The organism is Pseudoalteromonas sp. OF7H-1 (assembly GCF_022347825.1).
GTDB classification, from domain to species: domain Bacteria; phylum Pseudomonadota; class Gammaproteobacteria; order Enterobacterales; family Alteromonadaceae; genus Pseudoalteromonas; species Pseudoalteromonas maricaloris.
The window spans coordinates 138,410-158,514 of the sequence record NZ_JAKRFX010000006.1 but is presented as its reverse complement, the minus strand read 5'-3'; the positions used below and the strand labels follow the sequence as shown (position 1 = coordinate 158,514).

Below are 20,105 nucleotides of genomic sequence, written 5' to 3'. Positions count from 1 at the left end.
CCGTAAGTTTGTTATGACAACAAGAGAAGGTAGGTTATGACTAACCCCAATAATATATCCTTAAATATCAGCCACGCGCTGGAATTTATAGATGGTCATGCACTCAATATCCCTACATTAAAGATTTTAAGTGACCAAGGCGATGTTTTAGACGGTGCAACAGCACCAGATATTGATAAAGAAACGGCATTAAGAATTTACTCTACAATGCGGTTTATTCGTTTACTTGACGAGCGTATGCAAGGTGCTCAGCGTCAAGGACGTATTAGCTTCTACATGCAATGTCTTGGCGAAGAAGCTGCTGTTACGGCAAGTGCTGCGGCGCTTAAAGAAGATGACATGATCATGGCTCAGTACCGTGAGCAAGCCGCAATTCACTATCGTGGTTTTTCGCTTGAGCAGTTCATGAATCAGTTATTCTCGAATGAGAAGGACTTAGGCAAAGGCCGCCAAATGCCTGTGCATTATGGTTCTAAAGAATTACATTACCTGACTATTTCGTCGCCGCTAGGAACGCAAATTCCTCAAGCAACGGGCTATGCGTACGGCCAAAAGCTAAAACACATTGATAAAGAAACCGGTGAGCTAACGTCTGAAATTGATAACGTCACGATTTGCTATTTTGGTGAAGGTGCAGCGTCAGAAGGTGATTTCCACGCTGGTCTAAACATGGCAGCAGTGCATGGTTCACCAGTCATCTTCTATGCACGTAATAACGGTTATGCGATTTCAACACCTGCGGATGAACAGTTCAAAGGTGATGGTATTGCCGCTCGCGGTGTTGGCTATGGTATTAAGACCATCCGTGTGGATGGTGCCGATGCGCTTGCCGTTTACGCCGCGACACAAGCCGCGCGTAAAATTGCAGTTGAAAACGGTGAGCCTGTGATGATTGAATCTATTGCATACCGATTGGGTGCGCACTCAACTTCTGATGATCCGTCTGGTTACCGTACTAAAGATGAAGAAGCTGAATTTAAAAATAGTTGCCCGGTAAATCGATTTAAGCAATGGCTTCTAAAACAAGATTGGTTGGATGAAGCCCAAGATGATGCGGAAAAAGAGAAAATCCGTGAAGATATCTTGGCTGCATTGAAGGTTGCAGAGAAAGTACAAAAGCCTGCATTAGAAGATCTGGTCTCAGATGTTTATGACACGCCAATTCCATCGCTGCAGAAGCAATATGATGAATTGAAAGCGCATATTAAAGCTTATCCAGACGCATACCCAGTCACAGCAGGGAGAATTAAATAATGGCTAAAATGAACATGCTACACGCCATTAATTCGGCGCTAGATATCACGATGGCGGAGCATCCGCAGGCTTGTATTTTTGGTGAAGATGTTGGCTACTTTGGTGGTGTATTCCGTGCAACTTCAGGCCTTCAAGAAAAATACGGAAAACATCGTGTTTTTAATACACCATTGACTGAACAAGGTATTTTGGGTTTTGCCAATGGTCTTGCTGCGTTTGGTGCCCCTGCGCTTGCTGAAATTCAATTTGCGGATTATATCTTCCCGGCATTTGACCAAATCGTGAACGAGTCGGCCAAGTTCCGTTATCGCTCAGGTAATGAGTTTGATGTGGGTAACTTAACAATTCGTACGCCATACGGTGGTGGTATCGCAGGTGGTCTATATCATTCACAATCGCCAGAAGCTTACTTTGCGCATACACCTGGTCTTAAAATTGTAGTACCGCGTAACCCGTATCAAGCAAAAGGCCTACTGCGTGCTGCCATTAAAGACGATAACCCGGTTATTTTCTTTGAACCTAAGCGCTTATATCGCGCTTCTGTTGGTGAAGTGCCTGAAGAAGATTACAGCATCGAGCTTGGTAAAGCCGAAGTGATTAAAGAAGGTACTGACATAACGCTATTGGCTTGGGGCGCGCAGATGGAAATCATCGAACAAGCGGCGCAAAAAGCTGAAGAAGCGGGTATTAGCTGTGAAATAATCGACTTAAGAAGCATTCTTCCTTGGGATATGGACACGGTAGCCAAGTCCGTGGTTAAAACAGGTCGTTTGGTCGTGAGCCACGAAGCGCCAATCACGAATGGTTTTGGCGCTGAGATTGCAGCAACCATACAAAAAGAGTGTTTCCTGCATTTAGAATCTCCAATTGAGCGAGTTTGTGGATTAGACACGCCATATCCTCTAGCACTTGAGAAAGAATATGTGCCAGATGCACTTAAAGTGTTCGCCGCTATCAAACGTTCTATGGAATTTTAAGGATAAGTTATGGCTAAAGAATTTATCTTACCAGATATTGGTGAAGGCATCGTAGAGTGCGAAATCGTCGAGTGGTTGGTGGCTGTTGGTGACGAAGTAAAAGAAGATCAACCTATTTGTGACGTAATGACGGATAAGGCACTAGTGCAGATCCCCGCAGTACATGACGGTGTGATCACTAAGCTGCATTACGAAAAAGGTGAAATTGCAAAGGTGCATGAACCTTTGTTTGCAATGGATGTTGCCGGCGAGCAAGCTGCTCAGCCGGAGCAATCAGCACCTCAATCCTCGCCAACAACTTCAACCAGTGCTGTACTAGAAGACTTTATCTTACCAGATATTGGTGAAGGCATTGTTGAGTGCGAAATTGTTGAATGGCTTGTCGCTGAAGGTGATGAAATCAAAGAAGATCAGGCCGTTTGTGATGTAATGACTGACAAGGCGCTAGTGCAAATTCCAGCCAAGTACGATGGTATTGTTGAAAAACTCTATTATCAAAAAGGTGAGATAGCACAGGTGCATAGTCCGCTATTTCAAATGAAGTTGGCGTCATCTCACGCCGGAAAATCAGACGATCCAATCGCTGATGTCCACAAGCCTAAAGAAAGTAATGCACAAGCTGCTACTGCAAACGATGATGCTACGCGCAGTTTGCCGAAAAATGGTAAAGCAATTGCCTCTCCGGCAGTACGCCGCAAGGCGCGCGAAGTTGGTGTTGACCTCTCTGAAGTGCCTGGCTCTGGTAAAAATGGTCGCGTTTATAAAGAGGACATCGAACATTTCCTTGAGCACGGTGTAGGTGGCGCTTCAACCACGAATGAAGCTAGCACCACGGTACAGCCTCAAACGCAAAAGTCGGCTCCTACTTCAGAAGGTGGTAAAAGAGTTGAGCCTCTACGTGGTATGAAAGCGGCGATGGCCAAACAGATGGTGGCCTCTGTTTCGACGATCCCACATTTCACTTACTGTGACGAGATTGACTTAACCGATTTAATTGCCCTTCGTGGTGCTTTGAAAGAGCAATATGCCAAACAAGGCGTGAAGCTGACGATGATGCCATTTTTTATCAAGGCGTTGTCACTCGCTATCAACGAATTCCCAATTTTGAATGCAAAAGTAAATGATGACTGTACGGAAATCACTTATTTTGATGACCACAATATTGGTATGGCGGTGGACAGCAAGCTGGGTCTTCTTGTACCAAATATTAAATCATGCCAAAGCAAATCGATTGTAGAAGTTGCCCAATCTGTTACTGAACTGACAGAAGCGGCGAGAGAAGGGCGTGTATCGCCTGATTCACTGAAAGGCGGTACTATCTCAATCTCAAACATAGGGGCGATTGGCGGTACTGTTGCGACACCGATTATCAATAAACCTGAAGTTGCTATCGTTGCACTTGGAAAAGTTCAGCAGTTACCACGCTTCGATGGACAAGGTAATGTGGTTGCACGCTCTATCATGCAGGTAAGTTGGTCTGGCGACCACCGTATTATTGATGGCGGCACGATTGCACGCTTCAATAATTTATGGAAAACCTTCCTAGAGGAACCCGCTAAAATGATGATGGCAATGCGCTAATCCTTGTTTTTGCTAGTTTCTACTTGTTGTAAAGGGCCTTTACGGCCCTTTTTTATTTGTAAAAATTTAACAGTAGTAAGCGGTAATATTCAAATTTTTTAATTGGAAATTACTGTGAAAGTTATGCTGAAATTGTGTCAATGCAATAGCTGAACATGATTTGGCCGATAAAAATAGCCATTCAATCAATTATAAGGCTTTAAAACTAGGTAAGTTTCACTGATTGAATTACTTGGATTGATTGGCACACCATCTCTGATGTGCGAGACAATTCTTTACAAGGTTGCATAACTCCAAATACCTGCAAGTTATATATTTAACCCTAAATCTTACGTAGTTCAATTTGATTAGTGAATGTGAATTACTTCCCATATACTTCGTTGGAATTGTACTTTGGGTGTAGTAGGTGTGTAGCTGGAAGTCTTATACCAATGCGCTTAACTAAGTGCTCTATTTTTAGGCGAGAGGATCTTGTTAATAACACCGCTTCCGCATCCTGCTTACGCCAAGGTACCTACATCCTGTGGGAAGGCGAAAATTTTGCTATTTAGTTGTTCTAAATGAGAAACTTTTAACGCAGTTAGCGTCAGATTTGCTCCTTCAAATTGAGCAAGTATTAAGTTGTACTGTTAAGATCTCTGTTCATGGGAGCAAAAAGAAGCCTTAAAAAGATGCCATTTCACTCATGAAATGGCATCTAGATTTATAACGCACTAAGAAATTTTAAAACTTGTACGTGAAACCAGCGCTGAATACGCGGCCATAAGTGTATCTAGCAACTGATAGCTCACGAACACTTGGGTACCAATCGAATAGATTATCCACTCGGAAACGCACAACGGCATTATCATTCAGGTAATATGAACCACCTAAAGTATATAAAGTCTGTGATTCGATCTTGTTATACGGATTACCGTTTTGATCGATATAATCATAGAAATTAGTAGAGTCGTTGTTGCGATTACCTTCACCGTAGTACTCAACATCAAAATACACGTTAATGTCTTCGAGAGTATAGTCAAATCTTAAATCACCACGCCAATCTGGGTTGGTGTATTCACCTGTATTGTCTTCGAAGTCGAAGCCGGTATTAGATTCAGCGTCCTTTTTAAGGTTATATAGACGTGAACGAATACCTAACTCACCAGAGTTTTCAGGTAGTAATCCACCAATAAGCGGATATTGGTGCAATGGACGCTTGAACATGACCTCATATTCATATGTCTCGAACTCTTGAAGTGCAGCATTTACATAACCAGATTCAAACGCTTTATCAGCAGGGATCTGGAAATCTGTGCCTCGTCTAAATTTACCACAGAACTCATTCGGGTAATTAGTAGAGTCGTAACATGCATTTAAGATGTCAGTTAGAGTAAAGTCAACAATCGCGTCTTCAATATCGATCTTTATATAATCAATTTTAAAGCTGAAGCCTTCAAACCACTCTGGAGCATAAACAAGTCCAATGTTTAAACCTTCTGCTTTTTCGCTTTCAAGATTTACATTACCGCCAGTTGTACCAACCCTTGACGCATTTCCTGATACCGCCTTATAACCATCTGGTACACCAGCAGCTTCACAGTTAGCTCTTCTTGTCGCTGGGCTTGGACCTTTATCTATATTATTGATATCACATGGATCTGTGCCGAATTGAGAGTCTTGAATTACTGGTAAAAATAGTTCGGTAACAGACGGTGCTCTAACGGTTTCTGAATAGTTAGCTCTAACCATTAGGTCACTGATTGGTTGGTAATTTAGACCTACAGCCCAAACATTGTCTTTACCCGCTGCATCATTGTCAATTCTACGGAATGAAGCGTCAACGCTCAGCGTATTTACAAGTGGAATATCCATGTCACTTGAAACTAGCGGTAGACTGATTTCTGCAAATAAATCTTGTGTAGTATACGAACCTGAAGTAGATGCATTAGCCAAACCACTGTTTAACACATTTGTGCCATCTTCACTAAAGCTTGCTTTTTCTGTACGTCTTTCGTAACCAAATGCTGCAGCTAAATAACCTGCAGGTAATTCGATAATATCACCTGTGGTGAACGCTTGAAGGATATCTTGTTCAACACGTGAATAACCCATTGCAGGGTAGGTGATATAATCAAGAACTTCTTGAGAAGCAGGACCAAATGGGTTGTACGCAACGCACTTGCCAACTTCACCCAGTACTGATTGGGTTTCTGTTACACCAAAACCGCTAGTCGTATATTTGTCGTGATAGCCGTCAACATAGTTGGCTTTACAGTCAATAGCGCCATTGTTGAAACCTACATCGATAGCCGCTAAGAAGCGATTTTCGTTGATGTTAAAGTCTTGAGAGAATATTTTGCTTACACCCTGTTGATAGAAAACATCCCATTTCCATTCGTTTTCCCCCAGTTCAAAATAACCATCAAAGCCAATTTTTATACTTCTTACATCAGATTCATTGGTAATCTTACGTTTACCCAATGAAGTCCAAGCTTTATGCATATAAAACTCACCTGGACCACCAAGGTAGTTCTCAAGGCGATTCCTTGTTTCACTTGGTAAGTAAACATAGTCAGTGTCGAATTTAAGTGCGGCACCAAGACCACTGAATAGACCAGAACTATATTTGTTTGGCTGGTAGCCTTCATTTACCGCATCTGATGAGTTAAAGAAACCTAGTACAGACATGTTGACATCATCTGTAAGCTTATAATTACCTGATATAGTAAAGTTGTAACGCTCAAAACCTTCTCGAGCAGTGTTAGATTCAGCAAGATCTAAGCCGTCACCACCAGAAGACCAAACAGCATTACCTGTAGGTGTTCCTGTGTTGAACGGGATTAATTGTCCGTTACCACTTGGGTCAAATTGTAAAAATGAACCATCTGGCCACGCACCTAAACCCACATTAACTACCGCTGTCGGTCCTGGAGTGATAAGACCAGAGTTTGATAGAATTCCAGCTCTACCATTTGGGTATAAACGACGTTGACCTGTAACAGGGTTGCCATCGGCATCAACTACCGCGTCAGATCCCAAAGGCGTATAACCACTCCATTGATCAACCCATGATGGTAATTCGGATGCTAAGATACTCTTCTGATCTTGGTATTCAAAACTAAAAACTAAGTTGCCTTTATCTTCATTGAAGTTTCCGCCAAATAAACCGCGGAATGACTTATCGTACTTACCCGCTTCATCATAATTCGTTACGTCAGCTGAAAACTCGGCACCTTCATAGTCAGTCTTTAAGATAAAGTTTACAACACCTGCAACCGCATCGGCGCCATAAACCGGTGCACCACCCACTTTAACTACTTCTACTCGCTCAATAAGAGAAACCGGGATATTGTTTATATCTACCTGACTACCTGGTGCACTACCGCCACCTACAGGTGAGTTACTTGAAACAAAACGTGAACCATTAACTAGAGATAAGGTACGTTGAGAACCCAGTCCGTACAAATTAACGGTACTTTGACCAACCCCTTGGGAAGCGGCTTCTTCGTTATTTGAAAGGTTTGCTGTCGCTGCAAGCGCGATACCTGGGACTTCCTCTAACACTGATGCTAAGTTAGTTGTACCTCGTTTACTTATATATTCAGAGTCAATTGTTTCTATAGGTTGTGTTGACTCTAGATCAACTCGAGAAATACGTGAACCTGTTACTTCTATGCGCTCAACTAAGCGATTTTCTACAGCTTGATTTGCGTCTTGTTCTTCTGCGTATACTGCTGGAGATACCGCTGCGATTGTCGCACTTACGGCTAAAGCCGCTTTGATCGACGATGAGAGTGTATTGATTTTCATAATTATTCCTATTTTTTTAGCATATCTATGTATGCAATAGCGACTATATTTAGATTAATTACAAATTTACACACCCAATTGATAATTTACTTTTTCAAAATTAAATTGTTACATTTTATACTTTGAAGCTGGTTTTTACGTGTTTTTTTGGTTTTTTGTTACCAATTGTTAAATCTATTGTTGTTGTATTGGGGAAATTAAAAGTGGGTTGTATTGATTGGTTTACGAATTCAATATTTGTTTAAAGAGAGATAACTTATTTGACACTAATTTTATAACATTATTTAACTACAGAATGATGGAATGCATGAGACTCAATCAATTTATTATTGAGTCTCGATAACGAATTTAAGGTTTATTCAATTCCTTTCTTTGAATAAAGAGTTACTTTATCGGAAAGCAGCGTTACTTTAATGTGCTTGTTTTCGCTTCCCCAAATGCAATTGGTGTGTAGCGTTTTTTCTTCACATTTATCAGCAGAGCCAAGAATGTTCTCAACTTCAGCTTTGTCCATGCCTACTTCTAGCTTGTTGTAGTTTTCCAAACTTACTTTAGAACAGCCGACTAGGGTGAGTAGCGCAGCAGCAGTTAGTAATTTTTTCATAGGGTTGCCCGTCTAATGTTTGTATTTTCTTATTTGAAAGATGACCCCAAGTTTAGGGTGATCTAAGTAATGTATGTCGCCGCTATACACGCGTGTATATTGGGACATACGAGCAGTACGAATGTCGTTGCCGTCTTCGTACTTTAAATCTAAATCTGTGGTCACGTAAAGGTAATGTCTCACGTGAATTTTAATCAAGCCTTCAAGCTGCCAATGCACTTGATCTTTTGATTCTTGAATATTAAAACGGTTCGATAGTGACGAAAACTGATCGTCATTTTCTATTACGCTATAACTGGATGGTGACTCAAACTGTTTGCCAGCAATAATTTCGATATTAGGCGCACGTTTGTTACTTTGTTCAGGGAATCGCCAACCAGTGTGCAACAGTGGCTTGAGTCCTTTACGTTTTAACTCGGCAATTTTGTTAGAAAAATTAAACTGTGACTCATTCAATAAATAAATTGAGTCCATATGTTCTTGTGGCTCAACTTGCGGTGAAAGAGGCAAAGTGCCGAATTTTTCAACATAGTTTGCCTCTGGGTCGCAAGAGCTGGAGCGCGCACCCGACGTTAATCCACGAATAAAATCGTGCTCAGCAAACTGCTCACTGCCTTCTAAGCATAGTTTATAGCCGGTGGTATTAAAACCGTCGAATAATAGTGACTTGATGTTTTTTTGATTGAGCGGCTCAGGTTCAATACTAAAGTCTTCTCGCAAAGAGAAACTAGGCTCTTGCTCAAATGCTATCATTTCTACTTCAAACCAACGGGTGGCATGTGCAGACGCGCTACTTACCAAAGCCGCTAGGATGGCCAGACTTTTTATTGTTTTCATGCTACTGCCTTTTTCTCAAAGTCATCAATCATCGCATTGACCAGTTTTAATCTCTCTTGGCCATTTTTCTCTTCGATCAGGAACTTCAGTTTATTCGCGCCTTCCATTCTATAGGTTGACGGGCTACTTTGTATCAATCCTATGATGAATGTTGGGTTAACTTTTGTATGACTACTGAACTCGAAGAAACCACCTTTGGGGTTTGCTTCGACCTTGTTAATGCCTAGCTGGGTTGCTTTTAGTTTAACAGACTGCACCGCAAAGAGGTTTTTCGCCGCATCTGGCAGCAGCCCAAAGCGGTCGATTAATTCGATTTGCAGCTCATCAAGCTCCGCCAGCGACTTTGTGCTAGCAATGCGTTTATACATGCTAAGGCGAATATTTACATCATGAATGTAATCATCCGGTAGCAGTGCTGGGAACTTAAGATCAACCTCGCTTTGCTGCTGAAGTAGGTTATCGAGTGTCGGCTCTTTACCATTTTTTAAAGCTTCAACTGCTTGTTCTAGCATTTCCATATACAGTGTGAAGCCAACGGTTTGAATTTGACCGCTTTGGTCGTCTCCCAGTAACTCACCCGCACCACGGATCTCTAAATCGTGGGTGGCGAGAGCAAAACCTGCGCCTAAGTCTTCGAGTTGCTCAATGGCCTGTAATCGTTTGACCGCGTCTTTAGTTAAGGCTTGGCTATTCTTCGTGAGTAGGTATGCGTATGCTTGGTGATGGCTTCGTCCTACACGGCCGCGAAGCTGATGTAACTGTGCCAATCCGAGTTTATCGGCTCTATCCATTATGATGGTATTAGCAGAGGGGATATCGATACCGGTTTCAATAATGGTTGTACACACAAGCACGTTATACTTTTGGTGGTAGAATTCGCCCATTAGGTGCTCAAGTTCTTTTTCACGCATTTGTCCGTGGGCAGTGGTGACGTTGGCTTCTGGCACGAGCGCGGAGATATCAGCGGTGATTTTATCTATCGTCTCGACGTTATTGTGGAGGAAGTAAACCTGTCCACCGCGCTTGATTTCACGCAAAATTGCTTCGCGGATAAGCTCGTCGTTGCGCTCTCGCACAAAGGTCTTTACTGCTAATCGTTTGGCTGGCGGTGTCGCGATAATAGAGAGATCACGCATACCACTCATTGCCATATTCAGTGTACGCGGAATTGGGGTAGCGGTAAGGGTAAGAATGTCGACATCCGCTCTAAGCTGCTTAATCTTTTCTTTTTGCCTCACACCAAAGCGGTGTTCTTCGTCAACAATCAACAAACCCAAATCGGCGAACTTGATGTTTTCTTGAATAAGCTTATGGGTGCCTATTACAATATCAATTTTGCCTTCTTCAAGTTTTTGTAACGTCTCTTTTTGTTCTTTCGCTGAGTTAAAGCGCGAAAGCACACCGACTTCAACAGGCAGATCGGCAAAACGGTCTTTAAAGTTCTCGAAGTGTTGTTGGGCAAGGAGTGTAGTTGGTACTAAGACTGCCACTTGTTTGCTATCGTTGACGGCAACAAATGCTGCGCGCATGGCCACTTCGGTTTTACCAAAGCCAACATCACCACAAACGAGTCTATCCATTGCTAGGCTTGATTGCATATCTGCAAGTACGGCTGTGATTGCATTGCGTTGATCGTCTGTTTCTTCAAATGGGAAGCTATCAGAAAAGTCTCGATAGGCACTCGCATCTAGCTTAAATGCATATCCCGGCTTACTTTGGCGTTTTGCGTATATGTCTAGGAGTTCAGCAGCAACATCTCTGACTTTTTCAGCCGCTTTGCGTTTTGCTTTTTCCCAGGCGTCATTACCCAGTTTATGAAGTGGTGCAGAAGCTTCTTCACCTCCTGAGTAACGACTGAGCATATGAAGCGAAGAAACTGGCACATAAAGTTTAGCGTCATTGGCATAGATGATAGTCACAAACTCGGTAGCAATACCCGCTGCATCTATGGTTTCCAGCCCTAAATAGCGGCCTACACCATGATCTAAATGAACAATAGGTTGACCTTCTTTTAACTCAGCGAGGTTTCGGATCAGGGCATCTTGCCCTTGTTCGTATTTATGTTTACGGCGGCGCTTTTGGGAGATCTTAACACCTAAAAGCTCTTGCTCGGTGATGATAGACAGCGATTGTTTATCCAGAAGTTTCACACTGGTAGCAAGTGGAGTGACGACCACACCAACATCTGAGTCGCTAGAGACAAACTCTGCAATGCGTTTATAAGGCTTAAGCTTTAGCCCTGTTGGTTTTAATAAGGTAAGCAGTGACTCTCGCCGGCCCTCTGATTCAACACTGAATAACACCCGAGACTTTTGCTTTTTCTCAGCAGCGATGTAATCGAGGATTTTTTGATATGGATTAGCTTGTTTATGCTCAATGCGAACATCGTCGATTAATTCAGCTGCGACATTGTTATTGCCCGCTTTGGTTCCTAGCATCGCTTGACTAAGCTTTATTCGAGAGAAGCCATTAAGACCTTCAAATAAGGTCTCAATTGGCTGATATAGCTTGGCTGGTGAAAGTAGCGGGCGAAGAGGGTCAACCCGGCGACTTTCGTAGCGTTTAGATACGTCTTGCCAAAAGGTTTGCGCCGCAGCTTCAATGTCGCCAAAAGGCATAAATACGGTATCTTCAGGCAAATAGTCAAACACTGTCGCCAATGAATCAAAAAAGAGCGGCAAATAGTACTCTATACCCGCAGGCCAGTTTCCTTTACTAACTTGCATATAGATGCTGTCTTTTTCACTACTTGCGCCGAACGCTTCGCGGTAATTAATTCTAAAGCGTTCAATGTCCTCTGCATTGGTTGGGAATTCGTGCGCCGGTAATAAATCGATAGCATCAATCTCATCATTTGAGCGTTGGCTTTCGATATCAAAATGACGAATTGAGTCTAACTCATCATCAAAGAAATCTAGTCTAAAGGGGAGTGGGCTACCCATGGGGTATAAATCGATAATGGAGCCTCGAACAGCAAACTCACCATGTTCCATTACCTGCTGAACATGACGATAACCCGCTTGAGTTAAGGTATCACGCAAGCTTTGTGCGTCTACTGTGTCACCTTTTTTTACCTGAAGACTCATGCCGTGGATAAAGCTAGGTGGTGCGGTACGTAGCATCAGGGTTGAAACAGGAATGATGAGTACGGATTGCTTTTCCTGTTTGAGTGTATTTAGCGTTGCAAGACGCTGAGAAATAATGTCTTGATGTGGTGAAAAGTGATCATAGGGTAATGTTTCCCAGTCAGGAAACATCATGACAGGCGTGTCTTTTAAAAGATACGCCAGTTCATGCTCAAGGCGAAGTGCAGAAGGTGTATCGGGGGTGACCAGTACAACTAAGTTGTCGTGTTGTTGGATGTGCTCACTCAAACACAGTGATAAGCTACTGCCAACCAAATTACCCCACGAAATTTTATCCTTGTTTGATTTTACCCAAGGTAAATTGTTCCATTGCACATTCGCCATTGATTACTCCTATTTATTAATCGCGATAAATTTTGCAAAGATCCTGATAGTGTTCGATTCGTCTGTCTCTTAAGTACGGCCAGATGCGACGAACAGATTCACTGCGTGCAATATCAACATCAACAACCGAGACTTCCTCAGCTTCTTCAGATGCATGCAATAACATTTCGCCTTGTGGACCGGTAACAAAAGAATTGCCCCAGAATTGAATACCTTCACTTTGACCTGAAGGGTCTGCTTCATGGCCAACACGGTTAACGCTAATCACAGGTACTCCGTTAGAGACTGCATGTGCACGCTGTGCAATTATCCAAGCATCTCGTTGACGAATTTGCTCTGCTTTGTCATCGCGAGGATCCCAGCCGATTGCCGTTGGGTAGATTAAAAACTCAGCGCCCGCCATTGCCATCAGGCGTGCACCTTCTGGGAACCATTGATCCCAACATACCAGTACGCCTAATTTGCCTACAGAAGTCTGAATTGGAGTAAAGCCCATGTCGCCAGGTGTGAAGTAAAACTTTTCATAAAAACCTGGGTCATCAGGAATGTGCATTTTACGGTATTTGCCAGCAATCGTACCATCAGACTCAAGTACAACTGCGGTGTTGTGATAAAGCCCTGTTGCACGCTTTTCAAATAACGACGCAACGATGACAACATTAAGCTCTTTTGCAAGTGCGCCTAGTGAGTCTGTGCTTGGGCCTGGAATGGTTTCCGCTAAGTCGAAGAGATCGGTGTCTTCAGTCTGGCAAAAATACAAGCTGCGGTGCAATTCTTGTAACACGATAAGCTTAGCACCCTGACTTGCCGCTTTTCGGATACCGTCACAGGTTTTCGCAAAGTTGTTTACGAGATCTGTAGAGTTGCTATGTTGAACAATACCAACTTTGATGTTTTTTTCAGTCATGGTACTTACCTTAAAAAACCTTTTGGTAACTGCATCGTAATACAGTGCAGGCTACCGAATTGATGGATGATTGGTAGGCAGTTAACGCCAATTACCGTTCTTTCTGGGTGGGCAAGAGAGACTTTGTCCAGTGCTTCTTGATCTTTGTCGTCGCCATAGATAGGTACTAACACCGTTTTATTCAAGATCAGATAGTTTGCATAGGTTGCAGGTAATCTCTCACCCTCGTTATCAAATTTAGCGCTAGGCCAAGGTAAACTAATCAAACGGTATGGATCGCCATTTGGGGTGCGGAATGTGCGTAGCTGCTGTTCCATTTTATTGAGAGCATCATAGTGCTCGTCTGATTTGTCGTCGCACTTTACATATACCAAGGTGTTATCCGGTGCAAAACGCACTAACGTGTCGATATGACTATCCGTATCATCACCGGCTAAGTATCCATGATCTACCCACAGGAATGACTCAGCACCCAACTCTTTTTGCAACAATAGTTCTAATTCGGTTTTACTTAGATGTGGATTGCGATTTGGGTTCAACAGACACTCTGAAGTAGTCAATAGGACATTGGACTCGTTGATCTCAATACCGCCGCCTTCAAGTACCACGTCAACTTTTTCAAAGGTACAGTTTGGGTTGAGGACCTGTTTGGCTAGCTGCTGATTGATCTTATTGTCTAAATCCGCAGCAAACTTGTTACCCCAACCCGTAAAGGTGAAATCTTTAATACATAGATTTCCTGTACTTGTTTGCGTCGTAAGTGGACCGTGGTCACGGGCCCAGGTGTCATCGCAAGGCGTCACAACAAAGTGACACTTGGTTAAGCTAACCTCAGCTGCGCCGAGTAGGTTTTCGATATGCTGTTTTAACGCATCATTATGCGCCACGATAACGACTTCTTGAACTTGGGTAATATGTTGGCAAAGTGCAACGTACACAGGTTCAACGTCACTGAGAATGTCGCTCCAATCGGTATCAGAATGCGGCCAAGTAAGCATGATAGCGTCTTGTGGTGCCCATTCTGGGAGTAAAGTAAAACTCATTAAATCATCACCATATAATAATAAGCCTATAGTTTATCATTAACCTCAGGTGTGTCAGTAAGTTTTGTGAAGATAATTGAGCATTTAAAGAAGGCACTTAATGCGTTAAATGCCTTATTGGTCTTTTTGCTGCTTTAGCTTAAGTTGTCTGGTCTGGGCGTGTAAGCTCGCCCGTACGAGCAACTCTTGATCCGCTTCTCTAATAGCGGTAAAGGCGAGGGTGAATTTACCATCTTGCTTGGCAATGACTTGTGAGTAGCAAAAGATAGCACTGGCTTCATTGCGCAAAAATATTTTAGTTCGTAACGATTGTCCGACCTCATAATCTGCTTCTAACGTTGCGGTCAGGCCGCCGCCGCCGTAGCTGTCACAAAATAGATGGCTGTCGTCAGGCTCTTCGGTTGCGAGAATATGGCTGATAATTAAATCAATCTTACGTGATTGCGCCTGCAAATAAGCTGCTAACTCATTGGCAATATCACCCAGATTACGAAGTGGTCGCAGGGCATTAAGATCTAACTCATTAATTTCGTTCGCGAGTTTAAATAGCGGCGGAATTGCAGCTTCTAATTGATATTCGTTTTCTGGAACCATATTGTCATCAACCGGGTAGAGGTTGATCTGAACCTGTTCAGCTATCTGAAAATACTGTTCAAATAATTCCTGCAAATTCGCTTTCATGTTTTATCTCTTGGCATCGCGCCGCTTTACAACTGTCTCTATAGTAACGGTTTAGTTTACCGATAATCAAACTTTGAATTGCTCAAGTAGTTGTTCTTGGGTTGTTATCTTTTCTACTTGAGACTGCATGGTGGCATCTACGCTCTTAGCTTCGCTATACACCGATTCGGAAATACCACGAATTGATGAGCTACTGCTATTCACGTTATTTACAATATCATTTTGCTCATTCAGCATATCAGCAATGCGGGAATTCAAATCGACAATATGGCGAATGGCACTACGCATATCTTCAAGCGCGGCTCGAGTTTGCTCTGCCTTTTCAACCGTTTTATCGACATAATGTTGGCTTTGCTTCATTACAGTAACCGCGCTTTCTGAACCTGACTGTAGTTGACTTATCATTCCACGGATTTCAGTTGTGGCTTCTTGTGTTCTTTGTGCAAGCGATCTCACTTCGTCAGCAACGACGGCAAAGCCGCGGCCAGACTCACCGGCCCTTGCGGCTTCAATGGCAGCATTGAGCGCTAGGAGATTGGTTTGCTCAGCGATGCTGTTGATAACCGATAATATTTGCTCAATAGCTGTAGACGAGCTTTCTAACTCCGTAACTACGGTCATTGCCGAACTGATTTGATTAGATAGCTCTTGAATTGTCTCCGTTGTTTCTGCAACGATTTTTTCTCCTTGGCGAGCAACTTGATCGGTGGTTTTAATTGCTTCAGCGGCTTCATGGGCAGATTGTGTTACTTGATGTTCAGTTGTAGACATGTGTGTTGTTGCTTCATCAAGGACTTTGATACTCGCTAATTGCTCTTGAATGGAAAGTTTGGCTTTATTTGCAACTTTAGATGTTTGTTGAGCATCGTTTAAAACTTCATGGCCTAAACCCTGAATATTCGCTATTAGAGACTGTAAGCTACTGGTAAAGGCATTAAAATTTTGCGCCAGTGCTGCAAATTCGGGTTCATGCTCGGTATTTAATCGTACGGTTAAGTCCGCATTACCGCGTGCGATAGCAGCCATGGCGGTGTTGATTTCATCAAGCGGCTTTAATAATAAGCTAATTACAAAAGAAAGTAGTACAGTCGCGAGTGCCACAGAAATAAAGGCAAATATGGCTGCATCTCTTTGCAGTCGTGAAAGTGCAGCAAAAACGGTGTCTTCATCCAGCATCACCCCTAAATACCAATCTAAGCCTTCGACCTCTTTAAACTGTACTAATTTGTCTTCGCCATTTACTTCAACGTATTGGATATTTTCTGAGATACTTATGTCACCGAGAAATGTACGAGAAGACTTACCATTTAGTTTTACATCAGGGTGTGAGATAGTCGACCCGTCTTTACTCACCATAAAGGCAAAACCTGCGTCGAGCAGGTTGAACGAGTTAATCATTTCGCCGAGTTTTGCCAAACTAACGTCGTAAAAAATCGCGCCGTTGAATTGGCCTTGTTTAAACACTGGTGCACCGATTGATACCACAATTTCGTTACTTACTGCGTCAGCGTAAGGCGCTGTGATAATGAGCTTTCGTGCAGTTTTTGCGTCGGTATACCAAGGTCGCTTTCTCGGGTCCCAGTTTGCACCAGGGTTCCAATTTGGATCGCTAGCGACATATTTTCCTGTTTGCTCTTCACCATAACCTATCAGTAGGAAAGAGGTTGTGAGCTGTGGCTGCGAGAGGATAGGAAAGGCTGCGTCTAGGGTGTCAGTGGAAGCCACGAGATTGGTAGCAAGCGCGGCGAGATCGGTTGCTCCTTTCATTTGCGCAGTGACAGTGTTACCAATTCCTTGAATTATTTCATTCACACTTTGTTCGGCTTGTGCTTTGATTGCTGATTGCACGGAAATGTATTGAATAACAGATAAGATCAGTAATGCTGCAAGCAGCACAAGCGCAGAGACGGATACGACTTTGTGTTTAAACTTCACGGCCACACTCCAATAAGTTTGATACATTAAACTTATGACATTTAATAAGAAAATGCCAAATCTTCTGCGTTGATTTGAAGGTATTTCAAATTATTGCGTTTATATTAATTATTTATTCATGGTGCAATTCCTATTCTCTAAAACTTAGAAGAGGAGAAAACATCATGTATAAACCAGCTTTAACAGCAATTGCCTCGGCAATGATACTCGCTGCATGCGGTGGCGGTTCAGGTTCTGACTCAAACGACAACAACACCACGCAACCAACCGAAAAAACCACCGTAAGTGTTGGTGTGTCAGATGCTGCTGTGAATAATCTTGCAGAGGTAAACCTTGTTATTCAACGGCTGACATTTAGAGCATCTGGAAAAGAAGATGTCACATTTGATACCTTGGATGCACAGGGTAATCCAATGAAAATCAATCTGCTTGAATATACGGGTGATGATATCTATTTGGTTGTAAATGACCAAGAGATCGATGCTGGTGATTATGAGTGGATCAGAGCCGATGTTGTAAACGGTAGTGCGGGGTCTAATTTTGATTTAACCTCTAGCGTGCGTTTTTTAGATGGTAGTCAAGCACCATTAGCCGTAACCCGTAAAGGCAACGATGGTGTAGGTGAAATCCAACTCAATAACTTCTCGTTAAATGAAGGTGAGAACCAAATCGTATTGGAGTTTGACTTAAATAAGGCGCTGTTGAAGCGCACAAATGATGACACCGTTTATCTAAAACCAACAGCTGTCCGTTTGGAAAATCTGTTAACCAGTTTCGAGATTGAGGGCATGGTTAGCGAGTCTGTGAAAAATGCATGTATAGCAGATAATGCGGACCTAGCTCCTCTAGTCGGAGAGTACAAACACGTTGTTTATCTTTATAAAGCGGATGTTGCAGTGCCTAGCGACATCAGTGATGAAGGTTCAGCGCCAGTAGCAACCGCAAACTTAGATGCCGAGAGTGAATATGAGATAGCATTTATTGGTTCTGGAGATTACAAAGTAGGGTATTCGTGCTTAGGTCATTTAGATGATGCCGAAACGATAGATGCAGATTTTAGTTTGTATCAAACAAAAGACGTTACGTTAACGCAAGATACAGAAGTCAATTTCGAGACAAACTAATACCAATTAGTGTTTTAAGCGAATTGGTATAACAGCAAACAAAAAGGGCTTCAATTGAAGCCCTTTTTACTACTTAAATTCAAAATTAAGCATTTTCTAGTGCAGCACGCGGGTCAACATATTCCATGTTGAAGCCTTCTGCCACTTCTTTACACGTTACTTGACCTTTCAGAACGTTTAAGCCGTCCATGAAGTGTTTGTCATTTAATAGCGCTTGTTTGTAGCCTAAGTTTGCAAGCTTGATGATGTACGGAAGCGTTGCATTGTTAAGTGCAAACGTTGAAGTACGTGGTACAGCACCAGGCATGTTAGCTACACAGTAGTGAACTACGTCATCAACAATGTATGTTGGTTCTGCGTGTGTAGTCGCTTTAGAAGTCGCTATACAACCACCTTGGTCGATTGCAACGTCAACAATGGCAGCACCTGGCTTCATCGCTTTGATGTGTTCTGCAGTTACAAGCTTAGGAGCTGCTGCACCAGGAATTAGTACGCCGCCGATCACAAGATCTGCTTCTAGTACGTGCTTTTCAAGTGCATCAGCCGTTGAGTAGATAACTTTAGCTTGGCTACCAAACTGTGCATTTAGTGAACGTAGTACGTCGATGCTACGGTCAAGGATAGTAACGTCTGCGCCTAGACCTACCGCCATTTGAGCTGCATTACGACCAACCATACCACCACCGATCACAACGACTTTAGCTGGTTCAACACCCGGCACGCCACCTAGCAGCATACCACGGCCTTCGCGTGACTTTTCAAGCGCTTGAGCACCTGCCTGAATTGACATACGACCAGCAACTTCTGACATTGGCGCTAGCAGTGGAAGACCACCACGCGCATCAGTTACCGTTTCGTATGCGATACAGATAGCACCGCTCTTGATTAGATCTTCTGTTTGTGGAAGATCTGGTGCTAGGTGAAGGTAAGTAAATAGGATTTGATCTTCACGTAGCATTGCGCGCTCAACAGCTTGAGGCTCTTTTACTTTAACAATCATATCAGCAGTAGCAAAAACTTCTGCCGCTGTGTCTAAAACTTTAGCACCAACTTGAACATAATCTTCGTCAGTAAAACCAATGCCGATACCAGCATTTGTTTCAACAACGACTTCGTGACCGTGATTGATTAGTTCACGAACGCTCGCAGGAACCATACCAACGCGGTATTCGTGGTTTTTTATCTCTTTAGGTACACCAATAATCATAATATTCGCCTCAACATAAGAACGGGGTAAAATTTTTGACTATTATATTTACCTATAGCCAGTGTGTCTCACTGTTTTAATATTTAAATGTAGTGATATACTCTGAATTAATGAATCATTCAGGATAAAAAACTACACTATGTATCAACAACTAGACAGAATCGACAGAAAGATTTTAGTCGAACTTCAGAAAGATGGCAGAATTTCCAACGTAGAATTAGCCAAACGTATAGGATTGAGCGCTACGCCTTGCTTGGAGCGCGTTAAAAAGCTGGAGCGAGAAGGATTTATTCGAGGTTATAAAGCCGTAGTCGATCCTGCTAAGCTTGGGCAGGGACTTTTAGTGTTTGTTGAAGTGACAGTGAATAAAAACTCGCCTGATGTGTTCGATAGATTTAATCAAGCAGTAAAGCAGCATGACGAAATTATTGAATGTCACCTTGTGTCCGGTAGTTTCGACTATTTATTAAAGACACGAGTGACCGACATGTCAGAATATCGAGGAGTTTTAGGAGAAATTTTACTTAAACTGCCAAACATCAGTGAAAGTCGCACTTTTGTGGTCATGGAAGAAGTAAAAGGAGAAGAAGGAGAAGTAATAAAACCTTGTGCACCTTGAGGTATTTCTTGGTAAGGTGTAAGTATATACAGCAATACTAACGCAAATCACTAATTTGCTGACGTTTTGGGCTT

General features: G+C 42.7%; 14 protein-coding genes. 5 read left to right on the top strand and 9 right to left on the bottom strand.

Going from position 1 to position 20,105, the window contains the following annotated elements; translation table 11 throughout:
- Window positions 1-36: 36 nt before the first annotated feature.
- From MHN30_RS09675 to MHN30_RS09665, 3 genes are read left to right on the top strand one after another with little or no spacing between them, the layout of a single operon-like run.
- Window positions 37-1,254 (top strand): thiamine pyrophosphate-dependent dehydrogenase E1 component subunit alpha, encoded by a 1,218-nt coding sequence (locus MHN30_RS09675; RefSeq protein WP_039495931.1) that lies wholly within the window; start codon window positions 37-39, stop codon window positions 1,252-1,254.
- Complete coding sequence (locus tag MHN30_RS09670) at window positions 1,254-2,231, top strand: alpha-ketoacid dehydrogenase subunit beta (protein WP_010604720.1); 978 nt, start codon at window positions 1,254-1,256, stop codon at window positions 2,229-2,231. Before MHN30_RS09675 ends, MHN30_RS09670 begins: the two co-directional genes overlap by 1 nt.
- Window positions 2,232-2,240: 9 nt before the next feature.
- Window positions 2,241-3,812, top strand: a complete 1,572-nt coding sequence (locus MHN30_RS09665; RefSeq protein WP_239359376.1) for a dihydrolipoyllysine-residue acetyltransferase — start codon at window positions 2,241-2,243, stop codon at window positions 3,810-3,812.
- Window positions 3,813-4,535: 723 nt separating this feature from the next.
- On the opposite strand, the gene MHN30_RS09660 is transcribed toward MHN30_RS09665, so the two are convergent.
- From MHN30_RS09660 to MHN30_RS09625, 8 genes are all read right to left on the bottom strand, one after another.
- Entirely contained in the window at window positions 4,536-7,604 is a 3,069-nt protein-coding gene (locus MHN30_RS09660) for a TonB-dependent receptor (RefSeq protein ID WP_222240473.1), read from the bottom strand.
- A 355-nt stretch (window positions 7,605-7,959) separates the two neighbouring features.
- The gene (locus MHN30_RS09655) at window positions 7,960-8,208 is read right to left on the bottom strand and encodes a lipoprotein (protein WP_039495925.1); all 249 of its coding nucleotides are present in this window, start codon (window positions 8,206-8,208) and stop codon (window positions 7,960-7,962) included.
- A gap of 12 nt (window positions 8,209-8,220) precedes the next feature.
- Window positions 8,221-9,045 (bottom strand): CsiV family protein, encoded by an 825-nt coding sequence (locus MHN30_RS09650; protein ID WP_222240471.1) that lies wholly within the window; start codon window positions 9,043-9,045, stop codon window positions 8,221-8,223.
- Window positions 9,042-12,515: a transcription-repair coupling factor gene (gene mfd, locus MHN30_RS09645; protein WP_239359374.1), complete on the bottom strand. Its 3,474-nt coding sequence runs from the start codon at window positions 12,513-12,515 to the stop codon at window positions 9,042-9,044. The genes MHN30_RS09650 and mfd overlap by 4 nt, the downstream gene beginning before the upstream one ends.
- Window positions 12,516-12,531: 16 nt before the next feature.
- Entirely contained in the window at window positions 12,532-13,422 is an 891-nt protein-coding gene (locus tag MHN30_RS09640) for a carbon-nitrogen hydrolase (RefSeq protein ID WP_239359372.1), read from the bottom strand.
- Window positions 13,423-13,427: 5 nt separating this feature from the next.
- A complete protein-coding gene (locus MHN30_RS09635; RefSeq protein WP_130126344.1) occupies window positions 13,428-14,465 on the bottom strand; it encodes an agmatine deiminase family protein in 1,038 nt (345 codons plus the stop codon).
- A 114-nt stretch (window positions 14,466-14,579) separates the two neighbouring features.
- Window positions 14,580-15,146 (bottom strand): PilZ domain-containing protein, encoded by a 567-nt coding sequence (locus tag MHN30_RS09630; protein ID WP_128728098.1) that lies wholly within the window; start codon window positions 15,144-15,146, stop codon window positions 14,580-14,582.
- A gap of 66 nt (window positions 15,147-15,212) precedes the next feature.
- The gene (locus tag MHN30_RS09625) at window positions 15,213-17,081 is read right to left on the bottom strand and encodes a methyl-accepting chemotaxis protein (protein ID WP_165384097.1); all 1,869 of its coding nucleotides are present in this window, start codon (window positions 17,079-17,081) and stop codon (window positions 15,213-15,215) included.
- 164 nt (window positions 17,082-17,245) lie between these two features.
- On the opposite strand from MHN30_RS09625, the gene MHN30_RS09620 reads away from it, so the two are divergent.
- The gene (locus MHN30_RS09620) at window positions 17,246-18,205 is read left to right on the top strand and encodes a DUF4382 domain-containing protein (protein WP_239359370.1); all 960 of its coding nucleotides are present in this window, start codon (window positions 17,246-17,248) and stop codon (window positions 18,203-18,205) included.
- An 85-nt stretch (window positions 18,206-18,290) separates the two neighbouring features.
- Here MHN30_RS09620 and ald read toward each other — a convergent pair whose 3' ends face one another.
- Complete coding sequence (gene ald, locus MHN30_RS09615) at window positions 18,291-19,412, bottom strand: alanine dehydrogenase (protein WP_010372751.1); 1,122 nt, start codon at window positions 19,410-19,412, stop codon at window positions 18,291-18,293.
- Window positions 19,413-19,551: 139 nt separating this feature from the next.
- Here ald and lrp point away from each other — a divergent pair, with 139 nt between their 5' ends.
- Window positions 19,552-20,031 (top strand): leucine-responsive transcriptional regulator Lrp, encoded by a 480-nt coding sequence (gene lrp / locus MHN30_RS09610; protein ID WP_010372754.1) that lies wholly within the window; start codon window positions 19,552-19,554, stop codon window positions 20,029-20,031.
- The last annotated feature ends 74 nt before the right edge of the window (window positions 20,032-20,105 follow it).